Annotated in this window: 24 protein-coding genes, 1 tRNA gene and 1 pseudogene; 10 read left to right on the top strand and 16 right to left on the bottom strand. The window is 62.6% G+C overall.

Translation table 11 applies throughout. The features are described 5' to 3' along the window. Nucleotides 1–13: 13 nt before the first annotated feature. Nucleotides 14–592 carry an ATP-dependent protease subunit HslV gene (gene hslV, locus AB433_RS00580; protein ID WP_047819522.1) on the bottom strand — a complete coding sequence of 193 codons (579 nt, stop codon included), beginning with the start codon at nucleotides 590–592 and terminating at the stop codon, nucleotides 14–16. Between the two features lie 69 nt (nucleotides 593–661). Continuing rightward, the gene (locus tag AB433_RS00575) at nucleotides 662–1,162 is read right to left on the bottom strand and encodes an outer membrane protein assembly factor BamE (RefSeq protein WP_053058913.1); all 501 of its coding nucleotides are present in this window, start codon (nucleotides 1,160–1,162) and stop codon (nucleotides 662–664) included. 198 nt (nucleotides 1,163–1,360) lie between these two features. Here AB433_RS00575 and AB433_RS00570 point away from each other — a divergent pair, with 198 nt between their 5' ends. Together AB433_RS00570 and AB433_RS00565 are read left to right on the top strand one after the other, a co-directional pair. Further along, the gene (locus AB433_RS00570) at nucleotides 1,361–1,870 is read left to right on the top strand and encodes a ubiquinol-cytochrome C chaperone family protein (RefSeq protein ID WP_047819521.1); all 510 of its coding nucleotides are present in this window, start codon (nucleotides 1,361–1,363) and stop codon (nucleotides 1,868–1,870) included. Continuing rightward, entirely contained in the window at nucleotides 1,867–2,388 is a 522-nt protein-coding gene (locus AB433_RS00565) for a DUF177 domain-containing protein (protein WP_047819520.1), read from the top strand. The genes AB433_RS00570 and AB433_RS00565 overlap by 4 nt, the downstream gene beginning before the upstream one ends. Before the next feature lie 6 nt (nucleotides 2,389–2,394). On the opposite strand, the gene ssb is transcribed toward AB433_RS00565, so the two are convergent. From ssb to AB433_RS00540, 5 genes are all read right to left on the bottom strand, one after another. Beyond that, entirely contained in the window at nucleotides 2,395–2,955 is a 561-nt protein-coding gene (gene ssb, locus AB433_RS00560) for a single-stranded DNA-binding protein (RefSeq protein ID WP_047819519.1), read from the bottom strand. Between the two features lie 166 nt (nucleotides 2,956–3,121). Next, nucleotides 3,122–4,972: a ferrous iron transporter B gene (gene feoB, locus AB433_RS00555; protein ID WP_047819518.1), complete on the bottom strand. Its 1,851-nt coding sequence runs from the start codon at nucleotides 4,970–4,972 to the stop codon at nucleotides 3,122–3,124. Next, on the bottom strand, nucleotides 4,969–5,274 hold the full coding sequence (locus AB433_RS00550) for a FeoA family protein (protein ID WP_047819517.1): 306 nt from the start codon (nucleotides 5,272–5,274) through the stop codon (nucleotides 4,969–4,971). Before AB433_RS00550 ends, feoB begins: the two co-directional genes overlap by 4 nt. A gap of 85 nt (nucleotides 5,275–5,359) precedes the next feature. Next, nucleotides 5,360–6,040, bottom strand: a complete 681-nt coding sequence (locus AB433_RS00545; protein WP_047819516.1) for a COQ9 family protein — start codon at nucleotides 6,038–6,040, stop codon at nucleotides 5,360–5,362. A gap of 7 nt (nucleotides 6,041–6,047) precedes the next feature. Beyond that, nucleotides 6,048–6,737, bottom strand: coding sequence for an ankyrin repeat domain-containing protein (locus AB433_RS00540; protein ID WP_169749282.1), 690 nt, complete (start codon nucleotides 6,735–6,737; stop codon nucleotides 6,048–6,050). A 61-nt stretch (nucleotides 6,738–6,798) separates the two neighbouring features. On the opposite strand from AB433_RS00540, the gene AB433_RS00535 reads away from it, so the two are divergent. The 6 genes from AB433_RS00535 to AB433_RS00510 all read left to right on the top strand — a co-directional run bounded on the left by AB433_RS00535 (nucleotide 6,799) and on the right by AB433_RS00510 (nucleotide 10,795). Further along, a complete protein-coding gene (locus tag AB433_RS00535) occupies nucleotides 6,799–7,413 on the top strand; it encodes an SCO family protein (RefSeq protein ID WP_047822929.1) in 615 nt (204 codons plus the stop codon). Then, complete coding sequence (locus AB433_RS00530; protein ID WP_047819515.1) at nucleotides 7,401–7,889, top strand: YcgN family cysteine cluster protein; 489 nt, start codon at nucleotides 7,401–7,403, stop codon at nucleotides 7,887–7,889. The genes AB433_RS00535 and AB433_RS00530 overlap by 13 nt, the downstream gene beginning before the upstream one ends. Continuing rightward, a complete protein-coding gene (locus AB433_RS00525) occupies nucleotides 7,886–8,650 on the top strand; it encodes a M48 family metallopeptidase (RefSeq protein WP_047819514.1) in 765 nt (254 codons plus the stop codon). The genes AB433_RS00530 and AB433_RS00525 overlap by 4 nt, the downstream gene beginning before the upstream one ends. 67 nt (nucleotides 8,651–8,717) lie before the next feature. Further along, nucleotides 8,718–9,206, top strand: a complete 489-nt coding sequence (locus AB433_RS00520; RefSeq protein ID WP_156170628.1) for a hypothetical protein — start codon at nucleotides 8,718–8,720, stop codon at nucleotides 9,204–9,206. Further along, entirely contained in the window at nucleotides 9,184–10,164 is a 981-nt protein-coding gene (gene ribD / locus AB433_RS00515; protein WP_245626540.1) for a bifunctional diaminohydroxyphosphoribosylaminopyrimidine deaminase/5-amino-6-(5-phosphoribosylamino)uracil reductase RibD, read from the top strand. Before AB433_RS00520 ends, ribD begins: the two co-directional genes overlap by 23 nt. A gap of 10 nt (nucleotides 10,165–10,174) precedes the next feature. Beyond that, nucleotides 10,175–10,795: a riboflavin synthase gene (locus tag AB433_RS00510; protein WP_047819513.1), complete on the top strand. Its 621-nt coding sequence runs from the start codon at nucleotides 10,175–10,177 to the stop codon at nucleotides 10,793–10,795. On the opposite strand, the gene AB433_RS00505 is transcribed toward AB433_RS00510, so the two are convergent. The 3 genes from AB433_RS00505 to AB433_RS00495 form a co-directional block, all read right to left on the bottom strand. Continuing rightward, nucleotides 10,792–11,310, bottom strand: coding sequence for a GNAT family N-acetyltransferase (locus tag AB433_RS00505; protein WP_047819512.1), 519 nt, complete (start codon nucleotides 11,308–11,310; stop codon nucleotides 10,792–10,794). The genes AB433_RS00510 and AB433_RS00505 overlap by 4 nt on opposite strands. A 7-nt stretch (nucleotides 11,311–11,317) precedes the next feature. Next, nucleotides 11,318–12,487, bottom strand: a complete 1,170-nt coding sequence (locus AB433_RS00500; RefSeq protein WP_047819511.1) for an amino acid aminotransferase — start codon at nucleotides 12,485–12,487, stop codon at nucleotides 11,318–11,320. 124 nt (nucleotides 12,488–12,611) lie between these two features. Continuing rightward, the gene (locus AB433_RS00495) at nucleotides 12,612–13,442 is read right to left on the bottom strand and encodes a DUF1134 domain-containing protein (RefSeq protein WP_047819510.1); all 831 of its coding nucleotides are present in this window, start codon (nucleotides 13,440–13,442) and stop codon (nucleotides 12,612–12,614) included. A 261-nt stretch (nucleotides 13,443–13,703) separates the two neighbouring features. Here AB433_RS00495 and AB433_RS00490 point away from each other — a divergent pair. Together AB433_RS00490 and AB433_RS00485 are read left to right on the top strand one after the other, a co-directional pair. After that, nucleotides 13,704–13,795: transfer RNA gene (locus AB433_RS00490), tRNA-Ser, on the top strand. Between the two features lie 188 nt (nucleotides 13,796–13,983). Then, nucleotides 13,984–15,240, top strand: a complete 1,257-nt coding sequence (locus AB433_RS00485; RefSeq protein WP_245626539.1) for a tyrosine-type recombinase/integrase — start codon at nucleotides 13,984–13,986, stop codon at nucleotides 15,238–15,240. Here the strand turns inward: AB433_RS00485 and mobF are convergent, their stop codons facing one another. The 6 genes and pseudogenes from mobF to AB433_RS19250 form a co-directional block, all read right to left on the bottom strand. Next, complete coding sequence (gene mobF, locus AB433_RS00480) at nucleotides 15,241–18,087, bottom strand: MobF family relaxase (RefSeq protein WP_047819508.1); 2,847 nt, start codon at nucleotides 18,085–18,087, stop codon at nucleotides 15,241–15,243. It lies immediately after the preceding gene. Next, entirely contained in the window at nucleotides 18,088–18,840 is a 753-nt protein-coding gene (locus tag AB433_RS00475) for a hypothetical protein (protein ID WP_047819507.1), read from the bottom strand. Then, nucleotides 18,830–19,039 carry a hypothetical protein gene (locus tag AB433_RS00470; protein ID WP_218916900.1) on the bottom strand — a complete coding sequence of 70 codons (210 nt, stop codon included), beginning with the start codon at nucleotides 19,037–19,039 and terminating at the stop codon, nucleotides 18,830–18,832. The genes AB433_RS00475 and AB433_RS00470 overlap by 11 nt, the downstream gene beginning before the upstream one ends. 496 nt (nucleotides 19,040–19,535) lie before the next feature. Then, complete coding sequence (locus tag AB433_RS00465) at nucleotides 19,536–19,943, bottom strand: hypothetical protein (protein WP_047819505.1); 408 nt, start codon at nucleotides 19,941–19,943, stop codon at nucleotides 19,536–19,538. A 134-nt stretch (nucleotides 19,944–20,077) separates the two neighbouring features. Then, nucleotides 20,078–21,179, bottom strand: a pseudogene (locus tag AB433_RS00460) (IS3 family transposase). A 180-nt stretch (nucleotides 21,180–21,359) separates the two neighbouring features. Next, nucleotides 21,360–23,498 (bottom strand): tetratricopeptide repeat-containing sulfotransferase family protein, encoded by a 2,139-nt coding sequence (locus AB433_RS19250; protein WP_066561085.1) that lies wholly within the window; start codon nucleotides 23,496–23,498, stop codon nucleotides 21,360–21,362. Nucleotides 23,499–23,563 lie beyond the last annotated feature (65 nt).

The following is a 23,563-nucleotide window of genomic DNA, read 5'->3' as shown; positions in this document are numbered from 1 at the left end:
GGGTCTTTCAGGCTCAGGATTCGATGGCTTCGAGCGTCACGTTGTCGTTGGTGAAAACGCAGATCTCGGCGGCAACTTTCATCGCCTTGCGCGCGATCACCTCCGGGTCTTCTTCGTAATCGACCAGCGCGCGCGCGGCGGACAGGGCATAGTTCCCGCCCGATCCGATCGCCGTGATGCCGCCTTCGGGTTCCAGCACGTCGCCATTGCCGGTGATCACCAACAGGACATCGGCGTCCGCCACGATCATCAGCGCTTCGAGATTGCGCAGGTATTTATCGGTGCGCCAATCCTTGGCCAGCTCCACCGCAGCGCGCATGAGCTGGCCGCGATATTGCTCCAGCTTGCGTTCAAGCCGGTCGAAGAGGGTAAAGGCATCGGCGGTCGCACCAGCGAAGCCGGCGATGACCTTGCCTTTTTCGGGGCCGCCTTCGCCAAGGCGGCGTACCTTGCGGGCGTTGGGCTTCATCACGGTGTTGCCCATGGAAACCTGACCGTCACCGGCAACGACGGTCTTTCCGCCGCGCTTTACTCCGATGATGGTGGTGCCGTGCCACGTTGTAAGGCCGTGGGCCTGAGAATGTGCGTCCATGAGCCGCGATATGGGATCGCGGCCCGGCGGTTCAATATTACGCGAAAATCGGTCCGGCCCAGCTGCCGCTTAGCTACCGTTCGGGCCGCCGCCCGGACCGCCCCCGGCACCCGCCGCGCCGACCGCGCCGATATTGCCGAACAGGTCTTCGAGGAAGCCGCGATGGCGGCCCAGCGTCGGCGTCTTGTCGCCATCCGGGTTGATATCGCGCACGTCGTCCATCCCGGCATGGGTGACCGACGTGACGTTACCGGCGGAATCGAACGCAATCTTCATCACGTCGTGATCCTCGATCTCCGGCTGGCCGAAGATGCGCTGTTCGGTCGTGCTGGACACGTAGTAATAGACCGGATCGCCGAACTGGCTGGCAAAGCTGGGCTGACCCAAAGTGCCTTCGACCGACTGGCGATTGTCGATCCCGGGGGTAACCGCGCCCGTCAGCGCCGTATCGCGGACATAGCCGCGACGGTCGGTAATCGACGTACACCCGGCCAGCATGGTCGGCAGGACTGCAGCCGCGACCGCCAGCTTGATCACGGTCGAACCCGTCATTCCCTCGAACTTCGCCATTATCGCCGTCGTGCCTTTCGCCAGTCGTGGCTTGCGCCTATATTGCTGCGGCAAGCCTTAGGGCCAGTCGCCTTCGCGCACAAGCCGCACCGCCGCCATGGGCTGTGCATTCGCGGCAAGTGGCCCAAGGCGATTGTAGTACGCCGGTTTAATAATGGATGAATATCGCGTCTGCGTGCGCGAAGGTGGAAGGATACGATGCTGCGACTGCTGGAACGACTGTGGGGTTCGCGCGAAGGCGATCTTTCGGCGCTATGGCACCGCATTGTCGAGATTGCGCGCGAACCGCACTGGTACGCGGACCGCGGCGTGGCCGACAGCGTAGAGGGCCGCTTCGACATGGTGACGGCGGTGACCGCGCTGGTGCTGATCCGGCTGGACCGCGAAGGCGATGCAGATGCCGCCGCCCGCCTGACGGAACTGTTCATCGACGACATGGACGGGCAGTTGCGCGAAGCGGGCGTAGGCGATCTGGTGGTCGGCAAGTCGATGGGCAAGCTGGTATCGGCGCTGGGCGGCCGGATCGGCGTGTACAAGGAAGGGCTGGCGACCGACGATGCCACGCTGGCCGCCGCGGCGGAGCGCAACATGACGCGCGATCATCCCGGCGAAAGCGCGCTGCCGCTGGCTCAGGGCCTGCGCGCGCTGGCCGCCGATATCGACAAGGCACCGCTGGCTGACATGCTGGCCGGAAAGATCGATCGGTGACCCACGAACTCTCCGAACTGAGCCGCTGGATCGCGGTGCGTCAGTGTGAGGGGCGCGAGGTCGAAGTGACCGCCGATGCGGCAGAGCGCGACCGGCTGGCCGAGCGGTTCGATCTGGTCAGCGTCGAATCGTTGGAAGCCACCGTGGTGCTGCACCGCAAGGACGCGGTCGTTTCCGCAGAAGGACGGTTGCACGCGAAGATCGTGCAGAGCTGCGCGATTTCGGGCGAGGACCTGCCGGTCAGCATCGACGAAGCGCTGACCATGCGCTTCGTGCCCGAAAGCGAGGCGGAAGAGGCGTCGTTCGACGAGGAAATCGAGCTCGACGCCGATGACTGCGACGAGATCACTTATACCGGCGACCGTTTCGACCTTGGCGAAGCCGTTGCTCAGAGCCTTGCGGTGGCGATCGATCCCTATGCCACCGGCCCAAACGCCGATCAGGTGCGCAAGGACATCGGGCTGGAAGAGCCGGAGAAGGAAAACCCGTTCGCAGCGCTGAAAGATTTGGGCAACTAGCCCCGATCAAAACGGAATATCGTCGTCCAGATCGTCGTAGCCGCCGCCCGATATACCGCCGCTGCTGCCACCAGAGCCGCCTCCGCCCTGGTTCCAGCCGCCACCGGACGATCCGCCCGAACCGCTGCCACCTTGATTCCATCCGCCAGAGCTGCCGCCCGACGAGCCGCCGCCCCAATCACCGCCGCCACCGCCACGGTTGCCGCCGCCTGAGGGCGCACCGTCGAGCATGGTCAGCACACCGCCCATGCCGCCAACGGAAACCTCTGTCGTGTAGCGGTCGTTGCCGTTCTGGTCCTGCCACTTGCGGGTGCGCAGCTGGCCCTCGATGTAAATCTTGGACCCTTTGCGCAGGAACCGCTCGACAACGCCGACAAGGCCCTCGGAATTGATGACGACCGAATGCCATTCGGTGCGTTCCTTGCGTTCTCCCGTCTGGCGGTCCTTCCACGTTTCCGACGTCGCAAGGCGCAGGTTGGCGATGCGGCCACCGTTCTGAAAGCTCTTGATCTCGGGGTCGGCGCCGAGGTTGCCGATTAGGATGACCTTGTTGACGCTGCCCGCCATGTTCTCTCCGCCGTGAATTGGGGTGAGCGCGGGACCAGAGCCCCACGCGAAAAAGTGATTCTGGGCAGAGGATATAGGGCGTGCCATCGCGCCCCGCCAACCGGGCGCGATGCCGTTTCGCTACCTTATCGACAGGATGGACCGCGCAGGGGTTCGATGGGAGCGGTCAAAGCCCCGCCGCCGTGGCAATCCAGAACGTCGCTCCGGCCGCCAGATAGGCTAGGGCGAACAGGTAGGCGAGCATGAACGCGGGCCACTTCCACCCATTGGTCTCACGCTTTGCAACCGCGATCGTCGACAGGCACTGCGGCGCGAACACGAACCACGCCAGGAACGACAATGCCATCGGCAGCGACCAGTCGCGTGCCAGTTGCGCGCCGAGCGCCTCTGCCGCCTCTTCCTCGTCATCCGCCGCGACCGCATATGTGGTCGCCAGCGACGAGACCGCCACCTCGCGCGCGGCCATCGCCGGGATCAGCGCCAGCGCCATGTCGCGGTTGAAGCCGATCGGTTCGACCACCACGGCCAGTCCATTGGCGATCTTGCCCGCGAACGAGGCATCGACCTGATTCTCACCCGGCTGCGCCTGTGGGAAAGAGAGCAGCAACCACAGCACCACCGTCACGGTAAAAATGATCGTGCCAGCGCGGCGCAGGAAGATATAGGCGCGCTGCCACAGGCCAATGGCGATGTCCTTCACGCGGGGCATCTGATAGCGCGGCAGCTCCATGATGAAACCCGACGCCTGCCCCTTGGCCACACTGCGCCGCAGGACCAGCGCGACGACCATCGCCCCGACGATTCCCGCGATATAGAGCGCGAACAGCACCAGCCCTTGCAGGCCCACCCCCGGACCAACACTGGTCGCCGGAATGAACGCCGCGATGATCACAGCATAGACCGGCAGCCGCGCCGAGCACGTCATCATCGGCGCGATCAGGATCGTGGTCAGCCGGTCCTTCGGATCGGAGATGCTGCGGGTCGCCATGATGCCGGGAATGGCGCAGGCAAAGCTGGACAGCAGCGGGATGAAACTGCGCCCCGACAACCCGACATAGGCCATCATCCGGTCCATCAGGAACGCAGCGCGCGCCATGTATCCGGTCGCCTCCATCACCAGAATGAAGAAGAACAGGATCACGATCTGCGGCAGGAAAACGACCACCGAGCCGACGCCAGCCAGCACGCCTTCTGTAATCGCATCGCGAATCAGGCCGGGCGCCATCGTCGCAGTCACGGCTTCGGACAAAGCACCTACCGCTCCGTCCAGCGCATCGGCGAAGGGCGTGGCCCATGCGAATACCGCCTGAAAAACCACGAACAACAATGCGAACAGGATCACCGGCCCCAGCCAAGGATGCAACAGCACCTTGTCCAGCCCGCGATGCAGCCTGCGCTGGCGCGTTTCGGAAACGATGGCGCCCTTGGCCATCGCGCGCGCGCTGACGCGGCGTTCCACCATGTCGATATGCGCGGGCAGCGGCGGGTCTTCGGGCCATTCGTTGCAGGCCTTGCCCAATGCGCCGGTCAGCGTTTCCAAGCCGCGCCGGCGCACGGCAACGGTTTCCACCACCGGGACGCCCAGCGATTCCTGCAAGGCTTCGGCATCCAGCACCAGCCCGTCGCGCGCGGCAAGGTCCACCATGTTGAGCGCGACCACGGTCGGCAGACCCAGCCCGATTACCTCTTGCGCGAAGACGAGGTGCTGTTCGAGGTTGTTGGCATCGACCACGACGATCAGGGCATCGGGGCGGCGCTGGCCTTCCTGCTTGCCCATCACGACGTCGCGGGTCACCGCCTCGTCCGGGCTGGTCGGGTCGAGCGAATAGGAACCGGGCAGGTCGAGCAGTTCGGCAGGTTCGCCGCTGGCCAGCGCCATGCGGCCCGCTTTGCGCTCTACCGTCACGCCGGGATAGTTCGCGATCTTCTGCCGCGCTCCGGTCAGCGCATTGAACAGCGCGCTCTTGCCCGCATTGGGGTTGCCGACCAGCGCAATCGTACGGGGATTGCGGCTCATTTCGCGCCAACCCCTGCCGAGACATAGGCCGGGTGCACGTCTTCATCGGGCGCGGCTTCGACCGTGATGGCGACGGCGTGCGCCCGGCGAAGGGCCACGGTCATCCGACCGACCTCGACCGCGATCGGATCGCGTCCGGCAAAGATGCCGCGGTGCGCCGGACGCAGGACCGCGCCGCAGTCTATGCCAAGCGCGTGGAGGCGGCGCGCCTCGCCCGATTCGAGAGAATCCCAGTCCACCGCAAGCACGCGAGCGGCCTGTCCCAGCGGCCAATCGGCCAAATTTTCGGAGTGGTCAGCCATGCTGACGCGCCGGATCACACAAAGTCAGAGACTTTGCAACTCATTCTCATTATTTGATCGAGATCAAACCGATCGCTGCCTGCGATCAGCGGACCGGATAGCGCAAGCGTCCCAGCAACCGCGCCGGGCTGAACCGTTCGCGATCCGCCCCGGTCAGCCGCGCCTTGGCCTTGCCGAACCGCGCCACATCTTCCAGCCGCCGGTCGAGAAAAGCGTAAGTGTCCGCCTGATTCTCGCTCTCGTCATCCACGAACACGGCCAATGTCGCGGCATAGATCGAGGCAAGGATAGCGCGTTTCGAATAGTGGTTGAAATCGGCTGCAGTGTCGCCCGCCATGCGCCACATCAGGTCGGCAGACGACCAGCCCAGCTTTGCCGCGCGCACCACGTTCTGCGGTTTGGCCATCACGGCAAGCGCCCGGCGCAAAGCTTCGCGCCGGTCGGCAACGTGTTCGAGGCGGAAGATCAACAGCGCCTTGATCCGCCCGCCGAAGCCCATCTGTTGCAGCATGTCTGCGGGCAGCGCCTCTGCCATTGCGCGGTCGGTTTCGGCGATCCACGCGGCGATCATGTCCATCGCCCCGCCGGGATAGGCCAGCCGCGCGACATCGGGATCGATGCCTTCCAGCTCTGCCGCAGCGGCAACCGCCTTCTCGCTCCACCCGTCGAAAATCGCGGCATCCGCAACGGCAGGGGCCAGCGCCTGAGCCAGTTCCTCCAGCGTCAGGTCGGCAAGATCGGGCGAAGCGTTGGCAGGTGCGGGCATAATATGATCAGCGGATCGCGGGACCGTAGGTTCCCGCGTCCTTCTCCGTATCCGACGACTGGATCAGCGCCAGGACCGGGCTGGTGCGCCCGTCCAGCTCTGCATATTCACGCGCGGTGCGGCCCGAATTGTCGGTCTTGTCGGGGTTGGCACCGTGTTCCAGCAGGACCTTCGCCATCTCGCCATCGCGGATATGCGTTGCCAGCATCAGGGCGGTTTCGCCGGTGGAATTCGTCTCATCGACATCGGCCCCGGCCTCTGCCAGCGCCTCGATCGCTTCGATAAAGCGAAGCGATGCGGCGAGTTCGAGCGGGGTCACGCCCTTATTGTCGCGGATATTGGGATTGGCGCCCTTTTGCAGCAGGAACTTCACCCAGACGAGATCGCGGCGTTCGACCACGATGTGCAGCGCCGATTCCCCGGTGGAGATATTGCGCGTGTTGATGATCGTCGATCCGGGTTCGGACAGGGCCTTGGTAACCTCGTCCCCCTCGCGCTTTTTCACGGCTTCAAGAAACTTGTACCCGTCGGAAAACTGCGCCGCCGCCGGTACCGAAGTGGCAAGGCCCGCCGCCGCTGCAAAAAGAACCGCGGCCCGCAAACCGCCGCGAAACGTGAAACCCGTGTTCATAAGACCCATCTTGCCCGTCGCTCGTCCGCCCGTCGCTCGTCCGATCGCGAATGCGCGACCGATCATGAAAATTGCGATGTCCTTCCCCTTGCGTCCAGCCTCTTAGCAGGACATGAACCGCCCCGCCATGCCCCAAGAAACAAACCGCTTCATGCGTCTTTTCGCCCTTTTGCTTACCCCCCTGCTGCTGGCCGCCTGCGACGCGCCGAAGCAGGCCGATGCCAGCGCCGAACCGCCGCTGGCCGGGGCGCTGATCGGCGGCGATTTCGCGCTGACCGGCGAAGACGGCAAGACCGTCGAATGGAAAGAATTCGCCGGACAGTGGCGGATCGTCTACTTCGGCTACACCTTCTGCCCCGATGTCTGCCCGGTCGACGCCGTCGCCATCGGACAAGGCCTGCGCCAGTTCGAGAAAGACAGTCCCGAGCAGGGCAAGAACGTCACCCCGATCTTCATCACCGTCGATCCCGAACGCGACACACCCGAAGTGCTGGCCGAGTTCACCGATTCCTTCCACCCGCGCATGATCGGGCTGACCGGTAGCGTCGATGATATTGCCGCCACGGCCAAGAAGTTCGTCGTCTGGTTCGAAAAGGGCGAGCCGACCGAAAACGGCGGCTATCTCGTCAACCATACCAACCAGACCGTGCTGTTCGATCCGCAAGGCAATCCGGTCGCCCTTCTGCCCACTGACAAGGGTGGCAAGGCGGTGGCGCAAGACCTGGCGAAATGGGTGAAATAACGCCCCCCTTCCGGGCCACTCCTTTTTGGGAACGCCCGCTCGACACGCTGAACGATGCCGAGTGGGAGGCGCTGTGCGACGGGTGCGGGCAGTGTTGCCTGCACAAGCTGGAAGATGCCGATACCGGCGCGATCTACGAAACCAACGTCGCCTGCACGCTGCTGGATTGCGAGACGGCGCGGTGTACCGACTACCCGAACCGCAAGGCGAAAGTGCCCGATTGCCTGCAACTGACGCGGGAAACGGCAGGGACACTGGCATGGTTGCCCCAGACTTGCGCCTATCGGCTGCGCGCGGCGGGCGAACCGCTGCCCTCATGGCATTATCTGATCAGCGGTGACCGGAATGCGGTGATCGATGCGGGCATATCGGTGGCGGGGCGCGTCATATCCGAGGACGAGGCTGGCCCGATCGAAGAGCACGTCATGATCGAGGGATTTCAGCTTGTCCCGGCTCCCGAAGAGGAAGACGAATGACCAGCCGGGCGCGGCGCGGGCTGGAAAGCTTCCTGAAGCGCAAGGCGGCGCCGCCGACTGAGTGGCGTGGCACGCTGGCGATGCCGGACGGAACCGCCCTGCCGCTAATCGTCCGCCGCCATCCAACCGCGCGTCGCCTGACCTTGCGGCTTAGCGCCGATGGCAACGAAGCGCGTGTCTCGATCCCGCGATGGGCCCCGTTTTCGGAAGGCGCGGACTTTGCCCGGTCGCGCAGCGAATGGCTGGCCAGCCGCCGCTCCGCCGTACCCAAGGCGCAGGACATCGTCCCCGGCAGCACCGTACCCTATCGCGGGCGCACCTTGCGCATCGTCTGGGAAAGCCGCCTGCCCCGCACCCCGGCGCTGGTCGGGGATGATCTGCGTATCGGCGGCCCACAGGATGCCGTGGCCCGCCGCATCGCTCGCTGGCTGGAAGGCGAATTGCTGGCCTTCGCCGCCGCCGACCTGTCCGAATTCTGCGCCCGCGCCGACCGGCCCGTGCCCGAGATAAAGTCCAGCCGCGCCCGCCGCCGGTGGGGCAGTTGTTCAAACGGGGGGACGGTGCGGATCAACTGGCGGCTGATCATGGCGCCCGACCATGTCCGCCGCTCCGTCGTGGCGCACGAAGTCGCGCACCTTGTCCATTTCGATCACTCGCCGCGATTTTATGCCTTGCTGGCCCGCATCGCCGATCCCGACCTCGCTGCGGCAGAGCGATGGCTGAAGCGCCACGGGCCCACGCTATACGCCCAATTCGACTAAACGCGTTCGGCTGAGCGACAGGCACATCTGGCTAAAGCCGGGGCGAATCCCTATGAAAGCCGCAACGATGCAATCCCGATCCGCCTTCTCGCGCTTTTTCTCGCTATTCAACGTCTTTGCCGCCGCGCGCGATTTCTATAGCGTGTGGCGGGAGGAAAACCCGCATCGGCTACGCATCATGGCGGTATCCGCGGCGCTCACTTGTTCCATCTTCATCCTGATGTGGGGACAGGAAGAGGTTGGTCCGCCGCCGCGCCCGCAGATAGACTGGATCACCACGTTCGAACCGGGCCGGACCGATGAAGAGATCATGGCATCGAACATCGCCAACCAGGAAAAGCAGGACGCGTTAAGGGCTGAACGCGCCGAGCGTGAGGCGAAGGTTCGCGAAGTCTACGAAGCGATCGGGCGTGCATCGGGCATGGACGTAGAGGCCGCGAAGGCCGAGGGCGAAGCGGAACGCGCCGCACAGGCCGCAGCCGAAGAGGCAGCGCGTCAACGTGCGCTGGAAGAGATCGAGGCCGGGAACAGCGTTGCAAGGCAATCTGACCGATAGCGACCGCCGCTGGCTGAACGCCGCCGCCCTCCTTGCAGAGCGGGGCAGGCCGCTGTCTCGCCCCAATCCCGCCGTTGGCTGCGTATTGGTCAAAGACGGACGCGTCGTCGGGCGCGGCTGGACCCAGCCGGGCGGGCGGCCCCATGCAGAGGCGATGGCACTGGCAGCGGCGGGTGCGGCTGCGCGCGGTGCGTCGGCCTATGTAACGCTGGAACCCTGCGCGCATCAAAGCGAGCGCGGGCCGTGTTGTGCGAGACTACTGCGAGAGGCTGGCGTGGCGCGCGTGGTGGTCGGTTGCGGCGATCCGGATCCGCGCACGGCTGGCGATGGCGTCGCGATGCTGCGCGAAGCCGGGATCGCGGTGGTGGAGGCAGAGTGCGCGGCATCGCGCGCTTCGCTGGCCGGATACCTTATGCGTGCCGAATCGGGTCGGCCGTTCGTGACGCTGAAACTGGCGCTGTCCATCGACGGCTGCATTGCCACGGCCAGCGGAGAGAGCCAGTGGATCACCGGAGCCGAGGCGCGTGCGCATACCCACCTCGAACGCGCGCGACATGATGCGATCCTTGTCGGGGGTGGAACCTTGCGCACCGACCGGCCCCGCCTCGACGTGCGCTTGCCCGGATTAGGTACGCGCAGCCCGGAGCGCTGGGTGCTCAGCCGCAGTCCTGCGCCCGATGGCTGGCACAGACTGTCCGACCCCGCCGATCTGTCGCCGCTTGCCTCGGCGCAATACCTCTTTGTCGAGGGCGGCGCGCAGACCGCAGCGGCGTTCCTTGCCGCCGATCATGTCGACCGGCTGCTGGTCTATTGCGCGCCTATCGTCATCGGGGGCGGCAGGCCGGGGATTGCCGACATAGGGCTGGGTGCGCTGGCCGGGGCGCATGGTCGCTGGAAATTTGCCGACCGTCGCATGCTGGGTGCCGATACGCTGGAAGTCTACGCGCGGACCCGATAGAGGGCGAAGCATGTTCACCGGAATCGTAACCGCCATCGGCACCGTCACCTCTGTCAGCCGTACCGGCGACACCCGCCTTGTCATCGCCTGCCCGTTCGATCCGGCCAGGATCGCCATCGGCGCATCGATCGCCTGTTCGGGCGTCTGCCTGACGGTGGTGGAACGCGGCGGATCGGCGGGCGACGCGTGGTTCGCGGTCGACGTCAGCGACGAAACGATCAGCAAGACCGCCCCGCTGCAATGGCAGGATGGCGCGCGCCTGAATCTCGAACCTGCGCTGAAACTGGGCGACGAACTGGGCGGGCATATCGTTACCGGCCATGTCGATGCCGTGGGACGGGTGGCGATGAGGGAAGAACGCGGGGGCTCGATGCATCTTGAGATCGACGCGCCCAATGCCATCGCACCCTATATCGCGGGCAAGGGATCGATCACGGTCGAAGGCGTATCGCTGACGGTGAACGCGGTAGAGGATTTGCCCGACGGATCGGCGCGCTTCTCGCTTAACATCATTCCGCATACCGCCGAAGTGACGACCTTGGGCGCGCTGAAGGAAGGCGACGGCGTTAATCTAGAGATAGACGTCCTCGCCCGCTACCTGAAGCGGATGCAGGACGTTCGCGCCTTTTAGGCGGGCCGGCTCAGCGCATATTGGATCAGACGGACACGGCCGGTCGGCGTGTCGTGCTCTTCCACCAGACCGGTCGGTTGCGCACCCATTCCCGCCATCGCGGCACGGGAACGATGGTTTTGCTCACCAACCGTAAAGACGACTTTCGCGACGTGCACGAAGGCATGGTCCAGCATCATCCGCTTCATCTCGCGGTTCACGCCGGTGCGCCAATGTTCGCGGGCCAAGAAAGTCCAGCCGATCTCTACCGAACCACCATCGGCAGGGTCATAATTCTGGAGCCGCGACGATCCGATCAGCGTGCCGTCGCGCGTATCTTCCACCGCCAGCGCCCCGCCCTTGGCCAGCGCATCGTCGAAAAATTCGGCGAAGACATCCGGCTTCCACCGGTCATGCGCCGGGTGCTGTTCCCAAATCAGCGGGTCGGACGCGACCGCGAACAATGCGTCGCGATCCGCCTCGACCAAAGGGCGCAGACGGACCAGCGAGCCCGTCAATGTGGGCTGCCGGTCCATCGCTCGATCAGGCGCTGACTGCCGCTACCGCGTCGATGAACTTGTCGATATTGCCCATCGTCAGGCCAGCCACGTTGATGCGGCCCGAACCCGCCATATAGATCGCATGATCGTTGCGGAGCGCCAGGATTTGCTCCGACGAAAGCGGCAGCATCGCAAACAGCCCGTTCTGCGTCCCATAGGGCACCATGTCCACGCCGCCCGCCGTGCCGGCCGCGGCCAGCTTGTCGCGAACCTGACGCATGCGGGTGCGCATCTGGTCCAGCTCGTCCAGCCACTGCGCGGTCAGCGCTTCGTCCTCTAGGATGAGGCGAACCGCCGCTGCGCCGTGATCGGGCGGCATCGACCAGTTGGCGCGGGCCAGTGCCGCACCGTTCGACATGATAGCAGGCAGCTGGTCCTTGTCCGCCATGACGTAGACCGCGCCGACACGGTCGCGATAGAGGCCGAAGTTCTTGTCGCACGAATAGGCCAGCAGCGCCTCTGGAACCGTGGCCATCACCTTGCGCACGCCATAGGCGTCGGCTTCCATCCCGTCGCCCAGGCCCTGATAGGCAAGGTCGAGAATCGGCAGCAGGCCCTTGTCGGCGAGCAGCGCGGCAATCGCGTCCCAGTCGTCGTTCGAATAATCGATGCCGGTCGGGTTGTGGCAGCAACCGTGCAGCAGGATCGCATCGGTCGCGCCCGCATCGGCGATCGCGGCCTTTACCGCATTCATGTCCACCGCGCCGTCCTTGGCGTGGTTGAACGTTACGACTTCAAGGTCGAGGTCCTTCAGGATTTGCGCGTGGTTAGGCCAGCTGGGCGTGCCCATGATGACGCGGGTAATGCCCGCCTTCTTCGCTAGGCCGACGGCAAGCCGCACGGCCCCGGTGCCGCCCGGGGTCTGCATACCGTCGATCCGGTCGATCGCGGCAAAGCCGGTGCCGAAGATGTGCGGCTTCAGCGCCTCGACAAAACCCATGTCGCCTTCGGGGCCGAGGTAGGCCTTCGAATCCTGCGTTTCGTACAGCTTCTTTTCCGCACCCTTGATCGCGCCGAAGACCGGGGTCTCGCCCTGTCCGGTGCGGTAGACGCCGACGCCAAGGTCGATCTTGTCCGCGCGTTCGTCCGCGGCGTAGAGCTTGATCAGCGCAAGAAGCGCATCGGCGGGCTGGGCGGGAAGATCGGCAAGCATGGCAGCGTCCTGAATTGGGATAGACCGGTCGCGGGAGTCACAACCGGCGGCTCCATGCCGACTGGCGCGCGCCGGGGCAAGCCCTTCGCGCGAATCGATCAGGTTTGCGGGAAAGGTGTTGCGATCAGAACGGCAGCCAGCGCTGCTTTTTGGAAAACTTCATGTAGCCCGCGTTGACGCCCAGCCGCAGACCCGCACCGACGCGCACCGGGATCAGCACGACATCGCCCTTGCGCATATAGCTGACGTTGAACCCGCCGACGAGATAGGCCTGGCCTTCGCCCGAAGGGAAGCGTTCGAACAGTTCCTCGCTGTCCCACAGGTTGTAGACCAGCACGAAAGTCGACCCGGCATTCGCGCCTGCGTCGAACCCGATTGAGGGGCCGGTCCAGTACACGGGCTGCTCGCCCTCTACCTTGTGGTGCATCGTGCCAGAGCCATAGCGCACGCCGATGGCGAAGGCGCCGCCCGCCTCGCGCCCGACGATATAGGCGTTGGGCTGACCCTGCTTTTTCAAAATGTCCTGAATGACGTCGGCCAGCCCTTCGGCACCCTTGCCGAACACGCCCTCTGCCGCGCCGATCAGGTCGTCTTCCTGATAGGTTTCGTGGCTGTTCGCCGTCTGCACGGTCGTGCCTTGCTCAACCGGCTGGGCCGGGGCGGGCGTGTTTGGTGCGGGGGCCATCGGCTCCATGTAGGGATCGGCCGGATCGACGGGATAGGTGGGCTCTGCCGGGGCGGGGTACTGGGCATAGGGATCACCCGACACCGGCGGCAGTTGTCCGTCATTGCCGGTCTGCGATTGGGCCAGATCGCCGTCGATGGCGCTGTCGGGATCAATGGTCTGCATCTGCGCGTGGGCCGGTGTCGACGCCAGCATCGATGCGGCTGCCAAAGCAAAAGCCGTGCCGACCTTGCGGCCCAATGTGCGTCCAAGGATGCTCTGGATGATCATGCTAAGTTCCCGTCGATCTCGTATGCGCCCCGCCGGTCCGGCACGTGTGGCGGCCTTCGCCCATACGCGTGCTTACCCCATCCGGCGATGGTGTGACCCCACTGTGGCCGCAGCGGCAATGAATGGGCGGTGAATCGAATCGATTCCGCGACGAATCGAGTCCGCCAAGCGCCGCGAAGAGTGCCGATTTCCGGCCCGATGCGCTTTTCGTTTCTCGGCCCTTGATGGCCCCCGATACCGCCGCTATAGCGCCCTCCTTCCGGAGACGTGGGTGAGTGGCTGAAACCAGCTCCCTGCTAAGGAGCCATACCTCTATCGGGGTATCGAGGGTTCGAATCCCTCCGTCTCCGCCACCTCGCGATCCGAGGATATCCCATAAAGCGCTAATTTCCTTGCTTTTCCGCCATTCTGCGGCCATTATTGTTCTCTATTTGTTTCCGATCTTCCGCCTGCATCCACCCCGATCCGGGGGCACATATGGGGGCAGCGGAACGCGACTTTGGGGGCACAGATGCTGACCGACATGGCCGTAAGGCAGGCAATGCCCAGGCAGAAGGACTACAAGCTCGCCGATTCCGAAGGGCTGTACCTGTTCGTCTCGAAAGCAGGTTTGCGTAGCTGGCGGCTCAAATATCGCTTTGCCGGCAAGGAACGAAGGCTGGTCCTGGGCCGCTATCCCGATATGGGCCTGAAGGAAGCGCGGGACCGCAAGGCCGATGCCCGACGGCTCCTGTCGGATGGCCGCGATCCGGGGATCGAGGCGGCCAAGGCAAAGGTTGAACGCGCGGTCGCAGCAGTCAATACCTTCGAAGCACTGGCACGGGGCTGGTACGATCTGCAAAAGGACCGCTGGACGCCAGTCCATGCCCGCGATGTGATCACGAGCCTGGAGAAGGAAGTCTTCCCGTGGGTCGGGATGCTGCCGATTGCCGAGATAGATGAACCCATGGTGCTGTCCGTGCTCCGCAAGATCGAGAAGCGCGGCGCGATCGAGACGGCGCACCGGGTCCGCCAGCGCATGTCGGCGGTGTTTGTCCATGCCATTGCCGAAGGGGCAGGCTCGCGCGATCCGGCGGCAATCGTGACCAAGGCGCTGAAGCCCGTGCCGCGCGCGAAGAAGCGGCCCGCCTTCCTCTCGCTCGACGCGTTGCAGGACATGGTGCGCAAGACCGAAGCCGATCCGGCATCGCCGCTGACCAAGCTCGCCTCACGGTTCCTGGCCCTGACCGCACAGCGCCCCGGCATGATCCGCGCGCTCCCATGGGACGAGATCGAGGGCGTGGACTGGCAAAGCAATGAGCCGTGCCCCGATGCGCTGTGGCGGGTACCGGCCTATCGCATGAAGCTCGACAAGGAGCTGAAGTCCGATGACGGATTCGAACACCTGGTGCCGCTGTCGCCGCAGGCGGTCGATGTCCTGCGCGCGGGATGGGTGCTGACCGGGCGCGGGCCGCTGATCTTTCCATCGAACCGCAATGCCCACCGGCCCATGAGCGAGAACACGCTTTCATACTTCTACAACCGTTGCGGCTATCAGGGGCGGCATGTCCCGCATGGATGGCGGGCTTCGTTCTCGACGATCATGAACGAATGGGCCGAACGCAACGGTTCGCCGGGCGACCGGCATGTGATCGACCTGATCCTTGCCCATGTTCCCGAAGGCGTGTCGGGATCGGAAGGGGCCTACAATCGCGCCGCCTACATGGAACGTCGGCGCGAGTTGCTCGATGTCTGGGGCGCGACGCTGCTCGACGCTTTCCCCGCGCCGCACAAGATGCTGGGCTGGCCAAGCCGCTAATCAAATGCCGATCTCGAACGGTTTGACCCGTTCGCGCTGCAATTCGAGTTCGGGCGCCCTGGGTTCCTTCTCGCCCACGGTTTCCAGCGCGGAAGTCTTTTCCCCCGATTGCAGTTCCAGCTTCCGCTGGGCCTGGTCGGCCTTATCGACATAGACGGTAAGATCGTCGCGCACGCGGGTAACCGAGACGAGGAAGTTCTGCCGGGTCAGCAGTTTCGTGTCGCGCGCTTCCATGACGACGATCGCCTTGTCGGTGGTCATGCCCTGGGCCATGTGCGCGTTGTAGGCGTAAGCCAGATCGATCCGGGAAAGCATCGGATCGGTTTTTGCCAGGGTCATCTTCATGCCGGTCGAGGTTTCGATATTGACATGGGACTTGCCGATCGCCGTGACCGTGGCGCGATCGGCATTGAGCAGTCCGCGCTGATGGTCGTTCGTCGTCCAGCGGATGCGATCGCCCGCATGGATGGTCCGCTCCCGCTGTTCGTGAAGCGCGATGCGATTGTCCTGTCCGGGCCGGATACGGTCGGGATCGAAGCGATGCGGCTTGCCATGGGCATCGACCAGTTCCACGCGGCCATTTTCATTTACGCCGGTGACCGCGTAAAGTCCTGCGACAAGTCGCTGTGCCTTGACGGCTTTGGCCAGCTCGACAATCCGGCACGGTTTGTAGTGGTGCGCGTAGCGCAGTTCCTCATTGGTGAGGTTGACCCGGTCCAGCGCCCGAACGGCCAGCTTGTCACCACTGAGCACGCCCAAGTCACGAAGTCCCGCCTGCACGGTCAGGTTGACCGCATCGCGCAACCGCCGGCCTGATGCAAAGATCATGGTCCGTTCACGCTCGTCCCTCGGCAGATCGAGCCATTGCCGCGCGGCCTGTTCGACCACGCCGCCAGTTGCTTCGACCACCTTGCCAGCGAGCAGGATCATGGCCTTGTTGACGTCGCCTGCCTGCGCGGCTTTCGCGACCTCGCGGATCGTATCGTCGCGGGCACGAACATTCTGGTCCATCTGCGCGGTCGCGATCCCTCCGTCCTGTGCGAGGGCAAAGGGTTTGCCGGCATTGACCGCGCCAAGCTGCTTCGCATCGCCGATCAGCACGAGACGCGCGACCTGCAGCCGGTTGGCGATCTCGACCAGTTGCAGCTGATCGGCATTGGCCAGCATCGAGGCTTCGTCGACCACGAGCACACTGCCTGCCATCTCTGCCCTGGCAGTTCTATCAACATCCCGGCGATAGGCCTTGAGGAACCGCGCCACGGTCATCGAGGCGATACCGGTATCGCGCTCAAGCTGACGCACCAGGGTGTTCTGCACGGCCAGCCCCATGACCTTGCGCCCCTGTGTTTCGAACAGACGCGCGGCGGGTGCGAGCAGGCTCGACTTGCCCGCTCCGGCAATTCCTTGGATGGCAACGATGCGGTCGGAGGAGGCAAACATCATTCGTCCAGCCGCTTCCTGTCCGGGATTGAGTGCAAAGCCGTTCGTTTCTTGCGCAAAGTGCTGGAGACTTTCCCCGGCGAGATCGGACGACAGGATCGGCACGACTGTCCCGCGCCCCTTGTCGATTTCCTCCAGCATGCGCCGCTCGGTCGCCAGCCCCTGCGTGGTCGTGACCAGTCCGACACGCTCCTCAGCCCCCCGTTGCAGGTTGCCATTGCGCAATTGACGATCGATCGCCTTCTCGACCTCGTCGATGGTCGTCGGCAGGCCGAAGTCGAGCGCTGCCTTCGCAATATCGGTCACGGCAAAGCCTGCCTCGCGTTGTTCGAGGTGACGGATGGCTGATGCCACCGCATGGGCAGCGGCAATGTCGCCTGGTGTCTGATTGGGGAACCGCTGCGGCAGATAGGGATCGCTGGATGGCAGACCCACGGCACTCGCAAAGCGATCGGCAATATCCCGCGCCTTGCTGGCAATCGTGCTCCACACTTCGCCCATGCGCCGGGTCATGCCGGGTTCGGATTGGAACCTTTGATCCGCTTCGGCGCGAATGGCGTTCAGATCGAGCCCGATCTCGGTTGCGGTCTCCTTCCATCCTGCATAGAGCGCGCGGCGATCCTCGACAGGCGCCTTGTTCTCGCGGGTCATCAGCGTGGCAGCCTGTAGAGCTTGCGGAGAACGCGATGCCATCTCGCTGATCTTGGCCAGAATCTGCTGGCGGCGGGTGCTGAATGCCATCACCATGTTGCGCGCGATACCGGCTGCTTCGAAGTTGCCGTGTTTCGAACGGTCGCCGATCCTGTAGCCCATCGCTTCGACGCTGCGCCGGAAGTGCGCCATCGTTATCGAGTTCAATAGCGTGTTGAAGGTCCAGAGCTTGTCATTGCGCAGCGCGCGCCATTCGCCACCCGGCAACTGCGTCATGTTGGCGATAACGGCATGGAAGTGGCTTTGCGGTTCCTGAGCTCGGCTCGTATCGTGCTCGAATAGGCCGACAACAAGGTTGCCGGTCGGCACCAGTTTCTGGCCTTTCCCGTCATCGACACGGGCCTGCGCCGCGTTCCTCTCTGCCCAGCCAAGCGTTGCCTTTACCGCCTCGCCATAGGCCTCGATTATCCGCCGGTCCCCGCCCACCAGCGCGATCAGCGACCAGCTCTTGGGCATCGAGAATGTGAGGTCGATCCCGGCACGGTGAATGCCTTCGCGACCCACGCGCGAACCGTCGGGCAGTTCGCCGCGCAGCACGGCTTCGAACTGCTTTGCATCGATCCTGCCAGTCAGGCCCAATGCCTCGGCGCCCTTGCCGAACCATTCACCCTGGCCCTGTTCGCGGGTGTAATAGTTGTCGGCAGCGAAGTACGATGCCGCGCCTCCTGCCGAACGAACCGATGCAACCGAGAGCAATTATTTGTCCTCACGCTTTGACTTGCGGCGGGCCTGACCGGGAACGAACCGGGGTTCCTCGGAGGTCACCGGCGGCGGCAAGGCGGGTGGCAGTTCAGAGGCCGGATCGGGTGGGCGCGTCGGCACTTGTTCGACACGCTGCACAGTGCGCGTTTGTATCGGATCGATCGCATCGCTCGAAGCCTTGGGCCGTCTCCCGTCAGGTTCGGCGAAGGGCAAGGAAAGCTGCTCGCCACGCACCGCCTTGGACTTGGGCCGCCGCCGTGGTTTGGTCGGTACCGGGGGCTCAACCGGTACGTCTTCCGGCAGCGCATTCCGCTCACGCAATCTTGCCCATTGCAACCTGAACCGGGCCAGTGCTTCTTCCAGAACGGGCAACGAATGCCAGAGCGCTGGCGGTGCGAACAGCAGACCTGCCGCGATCCATGTACCGCGCACGATCCGGTCCAGCATATGGGCCCACGCCGCCATGAAAGGATTAGTGGTTGCGACCACGTCCTGCTGCACGACGAAGCTTTCGCCACCACCAGAGAAGTACCATTGCGCGTCCCCGCTCGCGCCCAGAAACAGGAACAAATTCGCCTTGGCATGGGCCAGGCCGAAGGTGTTGGTGGTGACGCTGGAATGGACCTCCAGCTGGTACCGGATCGACAGGTAAAGGACTGCAAAAACGATAGCGACGGCCAGCTTCGGACCGACCCAGCGGGTGAGGTAGAACGGCTCGTCAAAGGTGGAGCGCGCGTCATCCCACATCGCCGCGGTCCTCGCCGGAAAGGTCGCTGCGCCAGGCTGTGATTACCTGCGCATAGAGTTTGGGATCATGGCGTTCGAGCAGCGCGCCCACCGCCCTTGCCGTGAACATGACATTGCGCTCCAGATCGCCCGGACCGAGCAGCGCAGCGGCGTCGAGTTCGTCGATGACAAGTTTGCGCAGCAGGCCCGTCACCGTCATGTGGCGGCTTGTTGCAAGAGCACAGAACTGGTCGAAGATATCCTGCGTTACATAGCAGGCAAGGTGATGGCGTCGCGGCATTCGGGCATTCTCCACGCCCCTTTACGATCCGCCTCCTTGATTTAGAACATAGATAGAACAAGCTGCAAATTCAAGCGTGGATATCCGTTTGCTGTCAGAGGGTTGGGGCAGCTGGTCACCAGTGGTCAGCGCGGTGACCAATGGTCAGTTCTGCGGGATTTCGGGGCGTACGGACAAAGGTATTGCAGATCAATATCTTACGCCAAAGATCGACTCCCGGTGAGGGGTAGGGTGTGCTCTCTTCTCCCCACTGCGGAAGGCCTGAGCCAGTATTTCGAGCGTAAAATGACTGATGGTAATTTCTCCGCCGATTTTGGGTGCGCCTGCGGCTCGATGATCCGCTTCCATATGCGGGCCCGTCCACGGTCGACACGATCGATTCCGCCCGGAATCGCCCCATGGAGTGCGACGGAAATTACAGTTTCACGCACTGTCGCAGCGCCGCACGCAGTGTCGATGGGGCATTGATCAGTGAAGCTTGTCCCTCAAGCCTGCCGTCGATCCGCAGGAATACCATACCCTTTTGGGTGAGCAGTTGCTGAAGCAGCGGTGTTCCGGTGATTCCGCCCACCCAGTAGGTGCCGGCGTTGTTCGCCCGTTGCACTGGAATGTCGACCAGTCCGCCCGCGAAGTTCCAAGTCACGGTGCTCCGCTGGCTGCTGGCAGGCTTGTTCAACAGCATCGCCATATAGGGCCTGCCGTTTTCGCAGTAGAGCGAGAATGACGTGATACTGGGCGATGCGGCTGCCTCGACATAGGCAACCGGCGCGCGCCCTTGCACGGGCAGGATTTCCCATGGCGTCCCCGGTGCGGCGTTCGTCATTTCGCCAGGGCTGCGCGCCAGAAGTTCGTGGTGACGTGACCCCCAGCGTTCCCCCAGCTGGGATTAGAGCCGGGCGGTTGTTGTGCACTGCTACCCAACGTCGGACCACTTGGGTCTGGATTTTTCCGCCTTTCTCAGAACCGTGGGCTGGTCTCACCGGCTGAGTTTGCCAGCATGATCGGGGGGATATTCCCGATCGCGCTGTGCGGTCGCTCTTCGTTGTAGTGTCTACGCCAGGCCTCCAGCTTTTCGCAAGCGTCTTGCAGATTCAGGAACCAGTGAGCGTTCAGGCATTCGCTGCGCAGCTTGCTGTTGAACGCCTCGATGAACGCATTGTCTGTGGGCTTGCCAGGGCGGGAGAAGTCCAGGGTCACACCGCGCTGGTAAGCCCACAGATCCATGTCTCGAGAGATGAACTCGCTGCCATTGTCTACCCTGATCGTCTTCGGATAGCCGATCTTCCTGCATGCTTGTTCCAGCGTGGCGACCACGTCTTCGCCACGATAACTGAACCGTGGATCGATCACCGGCGATAACCGCGAGAACGTGTCAACCACCGTCAGGATGCGAAGCTTGCGCCCCGTCGCCAGCTGGTCGTGAACGAAGTCCATGGCCCAGACATCGTTCGGCCTGTTCGCCGGCGCACGATCCTCCCGCAGCTTCGCCTTGACCCGCCGCTTGGGTGTTTTGTTCCGCAGTTGCAGGCCCAACTCCCTGTAAAGCCTGTAGACCTTCTTCAGGTTCACGGCCCACCCGTCCCGGCGCAAGATGTAATACACCCGCCGGTAGCCATAACGGACATGCGTCTCGCAGATCTCCTTGATGCGCTTCTTCAGAAAGGCCGGATCGGTTCGGCGGGACTGGTATTGATAGGTCAGCGATCAAACTGCAAAGCCGCACATGCCCTGCGGATCGTCACCTGCCAGTCCTGCCGTACCGCGTCGATAATCTCGCGCTTGCGATCCGGCCTCAGAGCTTTCGTTTGATGACATCCTGCAGCATCTCGCGGTCCAGCGTCAGATCGGCGACGATCTTCTTCAACCGGCCGTTCTCATCTTCCAGATCGCGCAGCCGTCGCATCTGCGATGGCATCAGCCCCGCGTACTTCTTCTTCCAGTTGAAGTAAGTCGCCTGGCTGATGCCTGCCTTCCGGCAGATCTCCGCCACAGGCGTCCCTTCTTCACCCTGCTTGATAACGAACGCCTTCTGCGCGTCCGTGAACTTCGATGCCTTCATGCCGTAACTCCTCGCCCAGCCAAGGATGTCTACGGCGGAAAACTCTAACTCGAAACGGTCCAAAATTCAGGGGTCACGTCACAGGAACCCGACAAGTTCAATGTCAACGTCAACTGGGTCCAGCCATTGCCGGCTTGGCTCGGGACAGTGTGCCCTTACCGGCACTTCAGATAACGAGTTTTACGCCCTGCCCAACGCTTCAAGAAGCGGCTGCAATCCCGCCCCATATCGGCGCCAGCGCTCAACCGCAGATTTGTAGATTGGCTTGCGCACCTGGGCGACGCTGGCAGTTTTGACCGGACGTTTTGATCGGTGGAACTCAAGACAAGCGTCATCCCAGCCAAGGCCGGAAAATTCGATCAACTCACGTACTGTCGGTTCAGTGTTGTTCACCACATCTTCGTACACAACAGTATGCATAACACCCTCCGGAAGAACCTTGGTCCAATGGTCCATCAGGCCTTCATACCGCATATAATACCGCCCCAGCTCGCCAAGGTCATAGCTGTGCGGCATGTCGTCCTTGAACAATTTGGTGAATGCCGAAAGGCAGTTATCAGCAGAATCCCGCCGCGTATTGATGATCTTGGCTTCTGGATAAAGAAGGTGGATCAGTCCGACAAAGAAGTAATTGGTCAACAATTTATCAGTGATTTTCTTCGCATCGCCTGCCGATTGAGAAATCTTCGACAGATAGGAATCCGCCAGGATCTCAAACTGTCCTTCATTCAGCTCCCCAACGATCTCGGGATAACGCGACAGACCGGGGAAGCGGTCCCGCAGAAGGTGAACGGCATTGCTGAGATATTTGACCTCACCCGCGCCGAAAACATCCGGATGGCTGGAAATTATCTGCTCAACCAGGGTCGAGCCGGAACGGGGCATCCCGACGATAAATATCAATTTATCATTGGATATTCCCTTGAAGGGGCGGTTGGCGAACATCTCTGCGTTGAATGTCTTTTTGATGTTTTCAAGGAACGCAGCGGATTCCTTTTCATCGTAATTGAGAGACGCACGCTTCAGCTTCCCACCCGCAACATAATGTTCCAGCGCCTTTTCATGCTGGCCAACATCGTCCAGCGCCTTTGCGTAGGCATAGTGCAGCGGCAGAACCCTGTCCGCAGTCTGATCTTCAATCGCCTCCATCGTGGCTTCAATGCGGTCAAAAAGTTCCTTTTCTTCCGCAAAATCAACCAGGTCGTTCAGGTTCGCATATGCCGCATAAAGTGTGTCGTTGAGTTCCAGCGCTTTCAAAATCTCTTCGCGCGCCTCATCCATGCGACCAACCGACTTCAAAACGACGCCGTAGAAACTTCTGGCCTCGGCATTATCCGGTTCCAGTTCGATCGATTTTTCAAGCACCTGCAGCGCCTGTTCATATCGATCCAGATCATGCAGCAACTGCCCTAAAACAGTCAGTGCCTCCGCATTTGACGGATCATCATGCAGGACGATCCGACATGCTTTCTCACATGCTTCGTAATTGGCGCGCTTCAACTGGATGCGTGCGGTCAAGACCAGGCTGGCCGCATTGCGCGGATTGATGCGCAGGGCTTCCGCCAACTGGCGCAATGCATCAACATCCTTCCCTTCAAGATGGTGCACAGCCGCCAGATTGTTATAGGCCTCAATGTAACCCGGATTTTGCTGAATCGCTTTCTTCAGCGCGTGTTCGGCCTGATCAATCTTTTTTTGCTCGCGTAGCAAAGTCCCCAGATTGTTATATGCTTCAGGGTAAACTTCACGAAGAGCAATGGCCTGCTGATAGGCAGACAGAGCTTCCTCTTGGTCGCCCTGCATACGCAGCGAATTACCCAGATTGTTATATGCTTCGGGGAATTTCGGGTTGATCTCGAGAGCACTGCGATAGGATGCAACCGCGGCGTCATATTCCTTCCGCTCATACCGAACGATCCCGAGATTGTTGAACGCCTGCGCATTCTTCGGATCGATTTTGACGGCTTCCATCAGAGTTATGAGCGCATCGGGCAGCTTATCGTTCTTACGCAGTATTTCGCCCAGATTGGCATGATAGCTGCCAATTTTCGGCGCGAGTTTGATCGCGCGGCGGATGCTTGCAATACCTTCCTTGGCTTTTCCCTGCGCATTCAACGTTACGCCAAGGATGTTATGCGCATCTGCGTGCGACGGCCGGTGCTGAATGATTTGCCGGCAAACCTTTTCGGCCTGCCCATATTTCCCGCGACCGAAGAGCTCTCCCGCCATCGCAATGGCCTGACCTTCAGTCATATTCAGCGAACCTTGCTGAACTTTTTGAATCATCTGATCTGTAACGGTTTCATTCTTCAGCGACATCTTGCTCTGCTTCCAGCGAAAAAGTTTCGGGTATGTGTAATGCAAAGGGCGAGAGGAAAACCCCC

The organism is Croceicoccus naphthovorans (assembly GCF_001028705.1).
GTDB classification, from domain to species: Bacteria; Pseudomonadota; Alphaproteobacteria; order Sphingomonadales; family Sphingomonadaceae; genus Croceicoccus; species Croceicoccus naphthovorans.
Note: the sequence above shows the minus strand (reverse complement) of the source record. Positions and strands in the feature narration are given on the sequence as shown.

Coding starts and splice junctions, on each gene's coding strand:
- hslV (WP_047819522.1), bottom strand. CDS start 592: ATGGACGCACATTCTCAGGCCCACGGCCTTACAACGTGGCACGGCACC.
- AB433_RS00575 (WP_053058913.1), bottom strand. CDS start 1,162: ATGGCGAAGTTCGAGGGAATGACGGGTTCGACCGTGATCAAGCTGGCG.
- AB433_RS00570 (WP_047819521.1), top strand. CDS start 1,361: ATGCTGCGACTGCTGGAACGACTGTGGGGTTCGCGCGAAGGCGATCTT.
- ssb (WP_047819519.1), bottom strand. CDS start 2,955: ATGGCGGGCAGCGTCAACAAGGTCATCCTAATCGGCAACCTCGGCGCC.
- feoB (WP_047819518.1), bottom strand. CDS start 4,972: ATGAGCCGCAATCCCCGTACGATTGCGCTGGTCGGCAACCCCAATGCG.
- AB433_RS00550 (WP_047819517.1), bottom strand. CDS start 5,274: ATGGCTGACCACTCCGAAAATTTGGCCGATTGGCCGCTGGGACAGGCC.
- AB433_RS00545 (WP_047819516.1), bottom strand. CDS start 6,040: ATGCCCGCACCTGCCAACGCTTCGCCCGATCTTGCCGACCTGACGCTG.
- AB433_RS00540 (WP_169749282.1), bottom strand. CDS start 6,737: ATGATCGGTCGCGCATTCGCGATCGGACGAGCGACGGGCGGACGAGCG.
- AB433_RS00535 (WP_047822929.1), top strand. CDS start 6,799: ATGCCCCAAGAAACAAACCGCTTCATGCGTCTTTTCGCCCTTTTGCTT.
- AB433_RS00530 (WP_047819515.1), top strand. CDS start 7,401: ATGGGTGAAATAACGCCCCCCTTCCGGGCCACTCCTTTTTGGGAACGC.
- AB433_RS00525 (WP_047819514.1), top strand. CDS start 7,886: ATGACCAGCCGGGCGCGGCGCGGGCTGGAAAGCTTCCTGAAGCGCAAG.
- AB433_RS00520 (WP_156170628.1), top strand. CDS start 8,718: ATGCAATCCCGATCCGCCTTCTCGCGCTTTTTCTCGCTATTCAACGTC.
- AB433_RS00510 (WP_047819513.1), top strand. CDS start 10,175: ATGTTCACCGGAATCGTAACCGCCATCGGCACCGTCACCTCTGTCAGC.
- AB433_RS00505 (WP_047819512.1), bottom strand. CDS start 11,310: ATGGACCGGCAGCCCACATTGACGGGCTCGCTGGTCCGTCTGCGCCCT.
- AB433_RS00500 (WP_047819511.1), bottom strand. CDS start 12,487: ATGCTTGCCGATCTTCCCGCCCAGCCCGCCGATGCGCTTCTTGCGCTG.
- AB433_RS00495 (WP_047819510.1), bottom strand. CDS start 13,442: ATGATCATCCAGAGCATCCTTGGACGCACATTGGGCCGCAAGGTCGGC.
- AB433_RS00485 (WP_245626539.1), top strand. CDS start 13,984: ATGCCCAGGCAGAAGGACTACAAGCTCGCCGATTCCGAAGGGCTGTAC.
- AB433_RS00475 (WP_047819507.1), bottom strand. CDS start 18,840: ATGTGGGATGACGCGCGCTCCACCTTTGACGAGCCGTTCTACCTCACC.
- AB433_RS00470 (WP_218916900.1), bottom strand. CDS start 19,039: ATGACGGTGACGGGCCTGCTGCGCAAACTTGTCATCGACGAACTCGAC.
- AB433_RS00465 (WP_047819505.1), bottom strand. CDS start 19,943: ATGACGAACGCCGCACCGGGGACGCCATGGGAAATCCTGCCCGTGCAA.
- AB433_RS19250 (WP_066561085.1), bottom strand. CDS start 23,498: ATGTCGCTGAAGAATGAAACCGTTACAGATCAGATGATTCAAAAAGTT.